The following is a 13,608-nucleotide window of genomic DNA, read 5'->3' on the forward strand; positions in this document are numbered from 1 at the left end:
TCCGGCGGGCGCCGCAGCCCGAGGGCGGACACGGGGACTCACCCCGATGGACGGCCCGGTTCACCGAAGAAACGATTATGCGGAGCGCGACGCGCGTCCGAACGGCCCAGCGCGGACAAGCCGGCGCCGAAAAGGAGGTGCGCGCGGGCTATGGCCCTTGGCAGGCTGCGTCGGTGAACCGTGAAGAGATGTCCCAGATCGCCCATGCCGACCACCCGGTGAAGGCCCCGCTCGACGACGTGTCCGTACGCCGGCTGCTGGAACGCGCCGTCCCCCGCGCCGACGCCCGGGTGCTCGACCTCGGCTGTGGCAGCGCGGAATGGCTGCTGCGCGCGCTGGACAACCACCCCCACCTGCATGCCGAGGGCGTCGACCTGTCCGAGGAGGCCTTGGCGCTGGCCGACCGCGCCGCCGGCCGCCTCGGCGTCCGCGAACGCCTCGTACTCCACCACCGGTCGGCCGAGGACTTCACGTCGGCCAAGCCGTTCGACCTCGTACTCAGCGTCGGGGCCACGCACGCCTTCGGCGGCCTGCTCCCCACCCTCGCCGCGGCTCGCGAGCACCTGGCCCCCGGCGGTCGCGTCCTGATCGGCGAGGGGTTCTGGGACCGCGAACCCTCGCCGGAGGCCGTCGAGATGCTCGGGGACTTCGCCGACCTGGCGACCACCGTGGACCGTGTCGTCGCCGCCGGGTGGACGCCCATCGGCGGACACGTCAGCACGCGCCGCGAACTGGACGACTACGAATGGGCCTGCTGGGGTTCGCTGGCCTCATGGGGCCTCGACCGTCCTGCGGATCCCGACGGCGCCCAGGCCCTCGAAACGGCCGGCATCCGGCGCTCCGAGTGGCTGCGCGTCTACCGGGACACCTGGGGCTTCGTCTCCCTGGTCCTGCGCCGGACCGCCGACTGACCCCCGTCGCGGGCCCACACGACCCTCTCTTCAACCTCTGAACTCCCCGCCCTGCAAACGGCTTTGCCGGTTCCATCTCTTGACGCTCCCGGTGGCGGGGAGCACAGTGGCGGGCGGCATCGCTTTGAGAGCGCTCTCACAACGGCGCCGCAGCCCGCACCTCCCCCCCACCGCGCCCCCGGGCGCACGCAGAGAGGGCACCCACCCATGCCTGAGACACCCCGCAGAAGGCGCCGCCCGGACACCCGGCGCTCCGTCATCGCCGCCCTGGGCGCGATGGCGGTCGCGGTGGCGGCCGCCGCGGCCGTGGCCGTCACCCCGCCCGCGAACGCCGCCGCTCCCCCCACCCCGGCCGGCTGGACGCGGGTGTTCCTGGACGACTTCAACGGGGCCGCCGGCTCCGGCGTGAACACCACCGACTGGCAGTACACGACCGGGCGCGGCTACCCGGGCGGCCCCACGGGCTTCGGGACCGGCGAGATCGAGACGATGACGGCGGACCCGGCCAACGTCTCACTCGACGGCGCCGGCAACCTCAAGATCACCCCCCGCCGGGACGCGGCCGGCAACTGGACCTCGGCCCGCGTGGAGAGCAGGCGGTCCGACTTCCGGCCCCCGGCGGGCGGCACCCTGCGCACCGAGGCCCGGATACAGATGCCGAACGTCACCGGCGCGGCCGCGAAGGGGTACTGGCCGGCGTTCTGGATGCTCGGGGCCCCGTACCGGGGCAACTGGTGGAACTGGCCCGGCATCGGTGAGCTGGACATCATGGAGAACGTCCAGGGCCTCAACAACGAGTGGGCCACCATGCACTGCGGCACCAGCCCGGGCGGCCCGTGCAACGAGACCTCCGGCATCGGCGGCCAGCGCGCCTGTACCGGCACCACCTGCCAGGCCGGCTTCCACACCTACGCGGTGGAATGGGACCGGTCCACGGCCGTGGAGGAGATGCGCTTCTACCTCGACGGCGTCAACTTCCACACGGTGAAGGCGAACCAGGTCGACGCCGCCACCTGGGCCAACGCCACCGACCACGGCTACTTCATCATCCTGAACGTCGCCATGGGCGGCGGCTTCCCCGACGCCTTCGGCGGCGGACCGGACGCCGGCACCGAACCCGGCCACCCGATGGTGGTCGACTACGTCTCCGTGCTCCAGAAGCCGGGCGGCGCTACGACACCGCCCACCACGCCCCCCACCACCCCGCCCTCGGGGGCGCGGGACGCCTACGCCGCGATCCAGGCGGAGTCGTACGACGACCAGGCCGGTACCGCCAAGGAAACCACCTCGGACACCGGCGGCGGCCAGGACCTGGCCTCGCTCGCGAACGGCGACTGGGCCCTGTACAGGGGCGTCGACTTCGGCGCGAGCGCGGCCCGGCAGTTCTACGCCCGGGTCGCGAGCGGCGCGGCGGGCGGGGTCAGCGGCCTCGTGGAAGTCCGCCTGGACAGCCGCAGCAGCGCGCCGGTCGGCAGTTTCTCCGTCGCCGGCACCGGAGGCTGGCAGAGCTGGCGCACCGTCCCCGCGAACATCAGCGCCGTCACCGGCACCCACGACGTCTACCTCACCTTCACCAGCGGCCAGCCGGCCGACTTCGTGAACGTGAACTGGTTCGACTTCGGCCACTGACCGGGCCGCAGCGCCGGGCGCTCCCGGCGGTACGGGTTAACCTGCTGCGCGGCAAGTCAACCGCCGACGGCCACGCATGAGGAGCGCCCGTGCCCGAACAGCTTCGTGTTCCCGGGAACCGCCCCACCCTGGAGGCCGTGGCGGCACTGGCCGGGGTGTCCCGGGCCACGGTCTCCCGCGTCGTCAACGGCGGTGACGGTGTCCGCGCGCACCTGGTCGACAAGGTGCGGGACGCCGTGCGGGAGCTCGGTTACGTGCCGAACCACGCGGCCCGCACCCTGGTCACCCGGCGCACCGGGGCGGTGGCCGTGATCATCCCCGAACCGGAGGTACGGATCTTCTCCGACCCGTTCTTCTCACGCCAGATACGCGGCATCAGCCGAGAACTCACGGCGCAGGATACCCAGTTGGTGTTGCTGCTGGTGGAGGACCGGGGGGACTACGACCGGATCGAGCGGTACCTGGCGGGCGGCCACGTCGACGGGGCGCTCGCCTTCTCGCTGCACACCGACGATCCGCTGCCCGAGATCGCCCGCCGGGTCGGCATGCCCACGGTCTACGGCGGGCGGCCGGGCTGGACGACCGGCCCCGGTGACCCGTGCGCCGCCTACGTCGACGCCGACAACCGGGGCGGTGCGCGGGAGGCCGTTCGGCACCTGCTCGCCCGGGGCCGCCGGCGCGTGGCGCACATCGCGGGGCCGCTCGACCAGACCTCGGCCGTCGACCGGCTCGACGGCTACCGGGACGTACTGGTCGGCTCCGACCCCGCGTTGGTCGCGGCGGGCGACTTCACGACGGCCGGCGGGGCCCGCGCGATGCGGGAACTGCTGGAGCGCCGGCCGGGTCTCGACGCGGTGTTCGCCGCGAACGACCTGATGGCGACGGGCGCCCTCACGGTGCTCCGGGAGCGTGGGCTCGACGTGCCGGGGGACGTGGCGGTGGTCGGCTTCGACGACACCGAGCGGGTGGCCGAGGCGGCGGATCCGCCGCTGACGACGGTGCGCCAGGACGTCGAGGGGATGGGGCGCCTGATGGCCCGGCTGCTGCTCGGCACGCTGGGCACGCCCGGCGCGGTGGAAGTTCCGCCGGCGCCCCGGGCGGTGATCACGCCGACCGTACTGGTCCGGCGGGCCTCCGCCTGAGGCCGGCGCCCCGGTCAGCGCCTCGCGCCGGCGCGGGCTTCCCCGCCCGGTCCGACTCCGCCGGGGCGGTCCCCCGGTGCCGCTCGCGGTGACCTGCGTCGCGGTGGCCCCCGGCGGCGCGACCGGGCGGCCCCCACAGGGCCGTACCTCCGCGGGCCTCCCGTCAGACGAGGCCGAGCCCGCGCGGCGGGACGAAGAGGTGCGCGGCCCGGTGTTCGGCGGCCACCAGGGCTGCGGCGAGAGCGAACTCCGCGTCCTCGGCCCGCGCCAGTCTGCGTTCGTGGTCGCCGCAGCGCTCACAGTCGGGCGCCCAGTCGGGCAGCAGGCTCTCGTGGCTGGTGGCCAGGTGGCGGGCGAGCCGGATCCGCGAGCCGGGCCCGCTGTCCACGGGGTCCCAGTCGGCCCCCCGCTGCCCCGTGAGCCACATCTCCTCCGTGACCCGCTCGATGCGCTTCATGGAACGGTAGAGGCGGAAACAGTCGGTGCAGTCGAACATCCAGGCCGGCGGCAGCGGCCACACGTCCCGGGGGTCGAGTTCATCGGCGCTCATGCCGCAACGGTAGTGGCGGCGCACTGCCGCGTGCAGCCGATCCGCCGCACTTCCCCCTCCCCCAACGCGTGTGCGGGGTCCAGGAGTTGACCGGCGGCGCAGACGCCTCCGGCGCCCCCTCGTCGGGGGCGCCGGAAGGGGCCGTCGCGGCGGCCGGCCACTTGGTGCGCCGGCTGCTCGACGGGCCGACTACTCGATGACGAGCTCGACGGGAATGTTGCCGCGGGTCGCCTTGGAGTACGGGCAGACCTCGTGCGCCTGCTTGACCAGGAGGGCGCCGGTCTCACCCTGGAGGGACTCGGGCAGCTCGATGCGCAGGGTGACGGCCAGACCGAAGCCGGAGCCGTCCTGACCGATGGAGGTCTCGGCGGTGACGGAGATGTCACCGGTGTCGACCTTGGCCTGCCGGCCGACCAGGCCGAGCGCGCTGGCGAAGCAGGCGGCGTAGCCGGCCGCGAAGAGCTGCTCGGGGTTGGTGCCCTGCCCGTTGCCGCCGAGCGCCGGGGGCATGGCCAGCGCGAGGTCGATCTGGCCGTCGGAGCTGACTGCGCGGCCCTCACGGCCGTTGGCGGTGGCGACAGCGGTGTACAGCGCGTCCATCGGAGTTCCTCTCGGGAGGGGGAAGGGCGGTCCGGGGGGACCTCGGCGGCCGGTGAACCGATCGCCTCCACCAATAGAGCACACAATTCAGTTGTGCACAACTCAATGGCTTGCAAGTCACCTCGCGGTACACTGGCCCACATGACGCAGCAGCCCGCCGCCCCGCTCGACGACCAGGACTTCCTGCGCCTGGACGGGCAGATCTGCTTCGCGCTGAACGCCGCGAGCCGTGCCTTCAACGGTCTCTACCGGGTCGTCCTCAAGGATCTGGGCCTCACCTACCCGCAGTACCTGGTGATGCTGGTCCTGTGGGAGCACGGCACGATGCCCGTCAAGCAGCTCGGCCGGCACCTGCGGCTCGACTCGGGCACCCTGTCGCCCCTGCTCAAGCGACTGGAAGCGGCCGGCCTGATCCGGCGCGAGCGCAGCACCGAGGACGAGCGCTCGGTCCACGCCGCACTGACCGACGAGGGCACGGCCCTGCGCGCCCGCGCGGTGGAGGTGCCCCGCCGCATCGCGGCGGCGACGGGGTTCGAGCTGGAGGAGATCCGCGATCTCCAGACGCGCCTGAGCCGCCTCACGGCGGCCCTCGACGCAGCCTCGTTCGACGAGGAACCCGGCGAGGAACCCCGCGGCGGATCCCGCGAGGAGCTCTAGGCCCGGGAATCAGGCGTCCTTCTCCATGGTGGGGCGGAGCCGCTCCAGCAGGGCGTAGAGGGTCGCGCCCTCCTCCTCGTCGAGGGTGTCGAGCGCGCCGTGCGTCGCCTGCATCTCCTCGCGCACCCGGCGGATGACATCCCGCCCCTCGTCCGTGGCGACGACGTTCTTCACGCGCCGGTCGACCGGGGACGGCTCGCGCCGCACCAGCCCGCGCGCCTCCAGCCGGTCGACGATGCCGGTGACGTTGGACGCGTCACACACCAGCAGGGTGGCGAGCCCCCGCATCGGCACCGGCCCCTTCAGCTCGGCGAGGACCCTGGCCTGCGTGGAGGTGAGGCCGTAGTGGGCGGCGGCGGCGGCGAAATCCCGCCATTGGGCGGTCCCGATGGCGGCGAGCAGTTCCAGGAGCTGCAGCTTGGTGGGGCGGTGGGGGGCGGCCGGTCCGGCGGTGGCACTCATGCGGTCGAGCGTACGCAAGAAGGTTGACATTATCAATTGTTTACTTGACCTCCTTAACTATTGCGGTCTACCTTCATCCAAGTACTTGATGAGATAAAACATCTGCGATCTGAAGCATTGAGAAGGTCCTGCCAGCCATGAGCACCGCCGCACCCGCCACCGCCGCCGCCCGGCCCGGGAACGAGACGGTCATCATCTTCGCCCTGAGCCTCGCCGCCATGGTCGTGTCGATGATGCAGACCCTGCCCGTCCCGATCCTCGGTCTGATCCGCAACGACCTCGGCACCTCGACCGCCAACGTCAGCTGGGTGACCACCGCCACCCTGCTGTCCGCCGCCGTCTTCACCCCGCTGCTGGGCCGCTTCGGCGACCAGCACGGCAAGAAGCCGACCCTGGTGGCCGTACTCGCCGTCATGGTCGCGGGTTCCGTCGTCGCCGCCCTCGCGACCTCGCTGCCCCTGCTCATCCTGGGCCGGGTGCTCCAGGGCGCGGCCACCGCGATCTTCCCGCTGGCCCTCTCCGTCCTGCGCGAAGAGGTCCGGCCGCAGAAGCTGCCCGGTGCCATGGCACTGGTCAGCGGCACGCTCGCGTTCGGCAGCGGCCTGGCGCTGGTCGCCACCGGCCTGCTGACCTCCGGCGACGGCGCCGACTACCGCAACGCCTTCTGGATGGCGACCGGCTTCGCGACCCTCGCCCTCCTGGCGGTCCTCTTCCTGGTCCCGGCCACCCGCCACAAGACCGGCGGCCGTACCGACTTCCTGGGCGCGCTGACCCTCGGCATCGCCCTGCTGCTGCTCCTGCTGCCCATCTCGCAGGGCCACGAGTGGGGCTGGTCCTCCGGCCGTACGCTCGCCAGCTTCGCCGGCGCCGCCGTCATGACGGCCGTCTGGGTCATGGTCGAGCGCAAGGTGCGCGAGCCGCTGGTCGACATGCGGATGTTCGTCCACCGCCCGGTGCTGATGGCCAACCTGGCCGGGATCCTCGTCGGCTTCGGCATGTTCGCGAACTTCCTGGGCGTCTCCTACCTCGTCCAGATGCCGAAGGCGCTGACCGGGTACGGATTCGACGCGTCCATCCTGCGCGCCTCGGTCCAGTTCCTGCTCCCTGGTGCGATCGTCTCGCTGCTCGCCTCGCCCATCGGCGGTCAGCTGGTCCGCCACCGCGGCCCGCGGATCGCGCTGGCCCTGGCGGCCGGGCTCGGCGCCGTCGCCTTCGGCTGGCTGGCCCTCGACCACGGCCACACCTTCTCGGTGATCGGCGCCGGCGTCGTCGTCGGCGCGGCCGTCAGCTTCGGTTACGCGGCCATGCCCGCCGTGATCATGGCGAGCGTCCCGCACCACCAGAGCGGCATCGCCAACGGCATCAACTCGATCTCCCGCTCGACCGGCAGCGCGATCGGCAGCGCCATAGTCACCACGATCCTGGCCTCCAAGACGATCGAGCACCTCCCGCCGGGCGTTCCCGCCCTGCCCGCCGAGTCCGGCTTCACCCTGACGTTCTCCATCGGCGCGATGGCCTTCGCCCTGGTCGCGCTGATCAGCTGGCTCGGACTGCGCAAGGGCCACGGCCCCCGCGTGACGGAGCCCGTCGCGTCCAGCGCGCCCCCGGCCCCGAAGGTGGCCGAGACGGCCGACGCCGTCTGATCCCCCGCCACCCGTACCCGTACCGCCCCCGGTCCTCCTGGACGACCGGGGGCGGTCCGCGTCTGCGGTGGAGCGGTCCTCGCGGGTGTCGGGCGGTGGAACGGGCGGTGGAACGGGCCGGGCTGGGTACGCTTCCCCGGACAGCGCGCGGAGTTCGGGGCGGGGTGGGGTTCATGGGTCGTCAGGCGGGGCTGCGGGGCGCGGCGGTGGCGGTGGCGCTGCTGCTGGGGCTGGCCGGATGCGGCCGGTCCGGCGGGCTCACGGACGGCAGGCAGGGCGGGGCCACCGGCAAACCCCCGGCCGGCGGTGACGCGAAACCCGCCGCCGGGGACGTGCTGCCGGGCATGGTCAGCGCGGCCGTGGCCCGGACGCAGCTGGCCGCGCTGGTCGTCGCCAAGCCGGGGACGATGGCCGGCTACAGCCGCGACAAGTTCACGCACTGGGCCGAGCAGGGCGACAAGTGCGACACCCGTGAGGTCGTCCTGAGGCGCGGCGGCAAGAACGTCAAGCAGGACGCGGAGTGCCGGGCGGTGTCCGGCACCTGGAAGAGCCTGTACGACGGGGCGGACATCAGCGACGCGTCGAAGCTGGACATCGACCACATGGTCCCGCTCGCCGAAGGCTGGCGCTCCGGCGCGGCCGGCTGGGACGCCGCCAAGCGCAAGGCGTTCGCCAACGACCTGACGCGCCCCCAGCTGCTGGCCGTCTCGGCGGCCTCCAACCGCTCGAAGGGCGACCAGAGCCCGGACCTGTGGCAGCCGCCGGACAAGGCGAGCTGGTGCCAGTACGGGCGCGCCTGGACCACCGTCAAGTCCTATTACGGGCTGACCGTCACCCAACCGGAGAAGGCCATGCTCACCACGATGATCGACACCTGCGCCTCATGACCGCGCCGCAGCAGTGGCAGGACGACGTGCTCGCCGGGCGCGGCGGCGCCATGACCGATGAGGTCGGCGTGATCACCGGCGACCTCACCCTGCGCACCGTCGCGCAGCCGGACGGCAAGGTCCGCTTCGAGATCCAGTACGTGGACGCCGACGAGTGGTACACCCTCTCCGGCAGTCCCGTCGCCCACGGCGACCCGTACGCCCTGCACCAGGCGGCCCTGCGGGCCGTCCGCGCGGGCGGCGGCGCCGGGGCTCCGGGCCCGGGCGCCTGACCGGTCCCTCCCCGCCGAGGGGAACGCGCTGGTCAGCCGGGCTGCGGGCTGACAGACTGAGGTGGCTCCATCACTCCCAGGAGGACCCCATGGCCGACGAGACCGATACCCCGCAGGACGAATCCCCCGCCGAGGAGGCCAAGCGCAAGTTCCGCGAGGCGCTGGAGCGCAACGCGGCGAACGCCCATTCACAGCAGTCCCACCAGAGCCGGGCGAAGGTGCAGGGCGCCAGCAGCGGCCCCGGCGGCAAGAACAAGAAGGTGCGCCGCAAGACCGGCTGACGCGCTCCGCCGGGCGGCCGGGACCCCTGTGCGGGGTGCGCCGCCCAGCGGGCGCTGTCGCCTTGCGGTCTTCGGATCGTTGGGCCGCATGGGTGATGGGTGATAACCCCCGGGCAGGTCGGTAGTTGATCTGTCCGTACCCGCCGGGGACAGCTCATGCGACAGAAGGATTCCTCCCATGCTCAAGAAGTTCATGGCCACCGCCGCGGTCGCCGCTTCCGTAGTCGGCGCCGGCGTCATCGCCGCCTCCCCGGCCATGGCGATCGGCAACGACAACGGCGTGAACACCGTCAACGGCAACGGCGCCGCGCAGATCTACGGCAACCAGAAGACCGAGGGCGCCATGAGCCCGCAGCTGAGCCTGGTCCAGGGCTCGCTGAACAAGCTCTGCGTCGGTCTGCCGGCCAAGGCGAACGTGCAGTCGCTCGTGGCCCTGCTCAACATCGGTGTCCAGGACATCAACGTCCTGTCCAACCCGCAGAACCAGCAGTGCACCGAGAACTCCACCCAGGCCAAGGGTGACGAGTCGCTGTCGCACATCCTGGACAACATCCCGGTCCTGTCCGGGAACCTGTCCGCCGGCAGCTGATCAGTTCTCATCCCCGGACCGGTGTGACGGCGAAGGCCGTCACACCGGTCCGGCGCGTGTACGGCCGAAACCGAATCTGCCAAAAGCAACAGCTTTGGTCTAGACCTTGACAGGTTCAGACCACTTTCGCTTCAGTGGGTGCAGTTGCCCCCCATCGACATCCCCGGCAACTCCCCCCACCGAAGGAGCAGTTCCGTGATCCGAGCGCTACGCCGCCGCGCCCTTTCCCTGGCCGCGGCCGTCGCCGTGACCGTCGGCCTCGCCGTCGCCCTGCCCGCCTCCCCCGCCGCCGCGGCCCCCGCCTGCGCGGGTTCCTGGACCGCCGCCGCCGTCTACACGAACGGCATGAGCGCCTCGTACGGCGGACACAACTGGCAGGCCAAGTGGTGGACCCAGGGCGAGACCCCCGGCACCACCGGACAGTGGGGGGTCTGGTCCGACCAGGGCGCCTGCGGCGGCGGTGGCCAGGACCCGGACCCCGGCACCGGGAACCCGTCGGGATTCGTCGTCAGCGAGGCCCAGTTCAACCAGATGTTCCCGAACCGGAACTCCTTCTACACCTACAACGGGCTGGTCGCGGCGCTCTCGGCGTACCCGGCCTTCGCACACACCGGGGACGACACCGTCAAACGGCGGGAGGCCGCCGCCTTCCTCGCCAACGTCTCCCACGAGACGGGCGGACTGGTCTACATCGTCGAGCAGAACACCGCCAACTACCCCCACTACTGCGACGCGTCCCAGCCCTACGGGTGTCCCGCCGGGCAGGCCGCCTACTACGGGCGCGGCCCCATCCAGCTGAGCTGGAACTTCAACTACAAGGCCGCGGGCGACGCGCTCGGCATCAACCTCCTCGCCAACCCCTACCTGGTCGAGCAGGACCCGGCCGTCGCGATGAAGACGGCCCTGTGGTACTGGAACACGCAGAACGGCCCCGGCACCATGACCGCCCACGCCGCGATGGTGAACGGCGCCGGCTTCGGCGAGACGATCCGATCCATCAACGGCTCCCTCGAGTGCAACGGCGGCAACCCGGCGCAGGTCCAGAGCCGGGTGAACGCCTACGAGAGCTTCACCCGGATACTGGGCGTCACCCCGGGCGACCACCTCACCTGCTGACCCGGTCCGCCCGCCCCCGTTCAGCGCGTCCGCAGGGCCGTTGCCAGCTGGGCCCGCGAACGGACGTCGAGCTTCTGGTAGATGCGGGTGAGCCGGGACTCCACCGTCTTCACGCTGAGGAAGAGCTTCGCGGCTGCTTCCTGGTTGCTCGCGCCCTGGCTGACGAGCAGCGCGAGACGGGTCTCGGCCTCGGTCAGGGCCGCCACCCCGGGATGCAGGGCGGCGGCTTCGGGAGCGCTCTCCCGGGCCAGGTCCAGCCAGGGTTTCGCCCCGGCCCGGTCGAACACCTCGGCCGCCTCCCGCAGCGCGGTACGGGCCGGGGCGCGGCGCCGGCGGCGGCGTTCGACGCGGGCCAGGGCCAGGAGCGTTCGGCCCCGTTCGAGGGGCAGCCCGAGCTCCTCGAACCGCGCGGCCGTGGCCTCCAGCAGGGCCACGGCCGCCTCCGCGGCGCCCTGCGCGGACAGGCACAGCCCCTGGGCCCGGTCGAGGGCCGCCAGGACTGCGGTGCGCCCGAGCGCGCGGGCCACCGTACGGACGGAGTCCAGCAGTTCGGCGGCTTCGCCGGGGGCGTCGGCCGCGACCAGGGCCTCGGCGAGTTCCCCGTGCCAGCGCAGGATGGAGGGGTCGACCACCTGCTGGGCCTCTTCCAGGCCGGCGACCCGGCGCAGCGTGGCCACGGCCTTCGCGGCGTCGCCCGTGGCCAGTTCGACGAGGCCGAGGGCGTACAGGTTCCGCGAGAGGAAGACCTGGTCGTGTTCCTCCTCGGAGGCCTGGATGCCGCGGCGGGCGTAGCCGGCGGCCCGGGCGAAGCTGCCGCTCGTGGCTTCGGCCGTCGCGGCGACGTACCAGGCGGGACCGGGCGACAGGCCGGCCTCGATGGTCAGTTCCAGGGCGCGCCGGGCGTGCGCGGCCCCGGCCGCGCACCTGCCGCGGCGCAGTTCGACCTCGGTGAGGCTGCGCAGCACCTCGAAGACGTCCTCGGAGGAGCCTGTGCGCTGTACGGCGGGCAGCAGGGCGAGGAGTTGGCGGTGGGCGTCCTCCAGGCGGTCGTCGAAGAGGGCGTGCCGGACGGCGAGGTACTGCGGCGCGTTGCGCATGCCGAGCGGCACTTCGGGGGCGGGCAGGGCCAGTGCCCCGGCGAGGATGTCCTCGGCTCCCGGGTCGCCGAGGATGCGGCCCATGCGGGCCTGCACGGTCAGGGCCATGGCTTCGGCGACCTGGTCGCCGCCGAGCGCGGCCAGGGTCCCGGCCTCGGCCGCGGCGTCGCGGGAGCGTACGGGGTCGCCGTCGCTGAGGTTGTGCTTCCAGGCGACCCGCAGCCGGACGGCGGCCAGCAGCGCCGGATCCCCGGCGGCGTCGTCGATGGCGTACGCGAAGGTTTCGTCGAGGTCGGCCAGTGCCTGCCCGGCGGCGTCGATCACGGCGAGGCGGGCGCGGACCCGGTCGGCGGGCGATGCGTCACGGGCGAGGACGGCGCGGGTGGCGCGGCGGGCGAGGTCGGCGCGGCCCGCCCAGCCCGCGTCCTCGGCCGCCGTGACGAGCCGGGCCAGTTCCTCCTCGGGCCGGTCGCTGGGGGTGCGTTCGGCGGCGAGCAGGCCGAGTTCGGCGGCCAGCGCCCGCTGGCCGCGGCGCCGGCAGGCCGCGGCGGCGTCGGCGATCTCGGCGGCGAGGCGGGCGTCGGCGGTGTCCACGGCCAGCGCCCGGTGCCGTACGGCCTGGACGGGGTCGTCCACGGCGGCGGCGAGTGCGGCGTGCCCCGCGGCCCGCTCGGGCCAGCCCGCGTCGGCGGCCAGTGCCGTGGGCAGCGCGCCGGCGGTGAAGCGGACGGCGCCGTCCTCCCCCACGGTGACCAGCGCGGCCCGTTCCGCCTCGGCCAGTTCCGCTTCGGCGTCGGGGCTGCCGGCGCGGCGCAGCAGGGCGGTCGTGGGGCGGGAGGCGAGGGCGGCCAGGAGCAGGGTGCGGCGGGCCCGTGCGGGGGCTTCGGCGAGGAGCCGCCGGGCGACTTCGCGGGCTTGCCCGGACACGGGCAGGGTGTCGGCGTGGTGGGCGCCGGGGCCGCCGTCGCGGGCTGCGGCGGCTTCGGCCAGGGAGTGGCCGAGGGCGAGGGCGAGGCGCGGGTTGCCGCCGCTGGCCTGGTGGATGCGGCCGGCCAGGCGGGCGGGCAGCCCGTGGCGCACGAGCAGTTCGGCGATTTCCTCCGCGCCGAGCGGGGGCACCCGGACGGCGGGGGTGGCGGGGCCGCAGAGCGGTCCGGCGACGGGGGCGCCGCCCTGGACGCATTCGGCGACCAGGACCCGGACGCGGGGCGGGGTCAGGCGCAGGGCGAAGCGGAGGAGGCCGGTGCTTTCGGCGTCGAGCCACTGGGCGTTGTCGATGACGAGCAGCACGGGGTTGCGGGCGGCGAGGGTGCGCAGCACTTCGACGACGGCGAGGCGCAGCGCCACGTGGTCGCGGCCGGCGCCGGGGGTGTCGGTCTCCCGGCGCAGGAGGGCGATCGCGGTGCGCTGGGGTCCCGCGAGCCGTTCGAGGGCGGCGCTGGGGACGGAGGCGAGCAGGGCGGCGGCCGAGGCTTCGGGTATCGACTGGTCGGCGGCCTCCGGGGCGAGGTGCAGGACCGTTTCGCGGCGCGCTTCGGCGGCGGTGGCGACGGCGCGCACCACCTCCGTCTTGCCGGCCCCGGCGGGTCCGGTGAGGATCGCCCGGCCGTGGGTGGTCAGCGCGCGGTCGACCGCCGCGATGAGTTCACCTTGTCCGACGCTTGTGTCAGCGTTCCCCGTCGCCGCCACGCACAGCCACCAGCCTTTCGCGCCCCTGCCCTGTGCCTTTCCTGTGAGCGCGACAATACGAGGTCGGCTGCCGGGCGGACCCT

General features: G+C 73.4%; 14 protein-coding genes. 10 read left to right on the forward strand and 4 right to left on the reverse strand.

From position 1 onward, the window contains the following. Window positions 1–173 precede the first annotated feature (173 nt). The 3 genes from IE207_RS11515 to IE207_RS11525 all read left to right on the forward strand — a co-directional run bounded on the left by IE207_RS11515 (window position 174) and on the right by IE207_RS11525 (window position 3,682). Window positions 174–911: an SAM-dependent methyltransferase gene (locus IE207_RS11515; protein WP_190183985.1), complete on the forward strand. Its 738-nt coding sequence runs from the start codon at window positions 174–176 to the stop codon at window positions 909–911. A 207-nt stretch (window positions 912–1,118) separates the two neighbouring features. Further along, window positions 1,119–2,540 carry a glycoside hydrolase family 16 protein gene (locus IE207_RS11520; RefSeq protein ID WP_190183986.1) on the forward strand — a complete coding sequence of 474 codons (1,422 nt, stop codon included), beginning with the start codon at window positions 1,119–1,121 and terminating at the stop codon, window positions 2,538–2,540. An 89-nt stretch (window positions 2,541–2,629) separates the two neighbouring features. After that, window positions 2,630–3,682, forward strand: coding sequence for a LacI family DNA-binding transcriptional regulator (locus tag IE207_RS11525; protein ID WP_190183987.1), 1,053 nt, complete (start codon window positions 2,630–2,632; stop codon window positions 3,680–3,682). Window positions 3,683–3,845: 163 nt separating this feature from the next. Here the strand turns inward: IE207_RS11525 and IE207_RS11530 are convergent, their stop codons facing one another. Together IE207_RS11530 and IE207_RS11535 are read right to left on the reverse strand one after the other, a co-directional pair. Next, window positions 3,846–4,232 carry a hypothetical protein gene (locus IE207_RS11530; RefSeq protein WP_190183988.1) on the reverse strand — a complete coding sequence of 129 codons (387 nt, stop codon included), beginning with the start codon at window positions 4,230–4,232 and terminating at the stop codon, window positions 3,846–3,848. Window positions 4,233–4,421: 189 nt separating this feature from the next. Next, the gene (locus IE207_RS11535) at window positions 4,422–4,832 is read right to left on the reverse strand and encodes an organic hydroperoxide resistance protein (protein ID WP_190183989.1); all 411 of its coding nucleotides are present in this window, start codon (window positions 4,830–4,832) and stop codon (window positions 4,422–4,424) included. A gap of 141 nt (window positions 4,833–4,973) precedes the next feature. Here IE207_RS11535 and IE207_RS11540 point away from each other — a divergent pair, with 141 nt between their 5' ends. Beyond that, window positions 4,974–5,489, forward strand: coding sequence for a MarR family winged helix-turn-helix transcriptional regulator (locus IE207_RS11540; protein ID WP_190183990.1), 516 nt, complete (start codon window positions 4,974–4,976; stop codon window positions 5,487–5,489). 9 nt (window positions 5,490–5,498) lie between these two features. On the opposite strand, the gene IE207_RS11545 is transcribed toward IE207_RS11540, so the two are convergent. Next, the gene (locus IE207_RS11545) at window positions 5,499–5,951 is read right to left on the reverse strand and encodes a MarR family winged helix-turn-helix transcriptional regulator (RefSeq protein WP_190183991.1); all 453 of its coding nucleotides are present in this window, start codon (window positions 5,949–5,951) and stop codon (window positions 5,499–5,501) included. 137 nt (window positions 5,952–6,088) lie between these two features. Between IE207_RS11545 and IE207_RS11550 the strand changes: the two genes are divergently transcribed. The 6 genes from IE207_RS11550 to IE207_RS11575 all read left to right on the forward strand — a co-directional run bounded on the left by IE207_RS11550 (window position 6,089) and on the right by IE207_RS11575 (window position 10,739). Next, entirely contained in the window at window positions 6,089–7,594 is a 1,506-nt protein-coding gene (locus tag IE207_RS11550; RefSeq protein WP_190183992.1) for an MFS transporter, read from the forward strand. 173 nt (window positions 7,595–7,767) lie between these two features. After that, window positions 7,768–8,481 (forward strand): HNH endonuclease family protein, encoded by a 714-nt coding sequence (locus IE207_RS11555; protein ID WP_229873649.1) that lies wholly within the window; start codon window positions 7,768–7,770, stop codon window positions 8,479–8,481. Next, window positions 8,478–8,753 (forward strand): hypothetical protein, encoded by a 276-nt coding sequence (locus tag IE207_RS11560; protein ID WP_190183993.1) that lies wholly within the window; start codon window positions 8,478–8,480, stop codon window positions 8,751–8,753. Before IE207_RS11555 ends, IE207_RS11560 begins: the two co-directional genes overlap by 4 nt. Before the next feature lie 89 nt (window positions 8,754–8,842). After that, entirely contained in the window at window positions 8,843–9,034 is a 192-nt protein-coding gene (locus IE207_RS11565) for a DUF5302 domain-containing protein (RefSeq protein WP_190183994.1), read from the forward strand. A gap of 178 nt (window positions 9,035–9,212) precedes the next feature. Next, the gene (locus tag IE207_RS11570) at window positions 9,213–9,623 is read left to right on the forward strand and encodes a rodlin (protein WP_190183995.1); all 411 of its coding nucleotides are present in this window, start codon (window positions 9,213–9,215) and stop codon (window positions 9,621–9,623) included. A 195-nt stretch (window positions 9,624–9,818) separates the two neighbouring features. Further along, window positions 9,819–10,739 carry a glycoside hydrolase family 19 protein gene (locus tag IE207_RS11575; protein ID WP_190183996.1) on the forward strand — a complete coding sequence of 307 codons (921 nt, stop codon included), beginning with the start codon at window positions 9,819–9,821 and terminating at the stop codon, window positions 10,737–10,739. 20 nt (window positions 10,740–10,759) lie between these two features. On the opposite strand, the gene IE207_RS11580 is transcribed toward IE207_RS11575, so the two are convergent. After that, window positions 10,760–13,525 carry a helix-turn-helix transcriptional regulator gene (locus IE207_RS11580; RefSeq protein WP_190183997.1) on the reverse strand — a complete coding sequence of 922 codons (2,766 nt, stop codon included), beginning with the start codon at window positions 13,523–13,525 and terminating at the stop codon, window positions 10,760–10,762. Window positions 13,526–13,608 lie beyond the last annotated feature (83 nt).

This window comes from Streptomyces cirratus, assembly GCF_014650775.1.
GTDB classification, from domain to species: Bacteria; Actinomycetota; Actinomycetes; order Streptomycetales; family Streptomycetaceae; genus Streptomyces; species Streptomyces cirratus.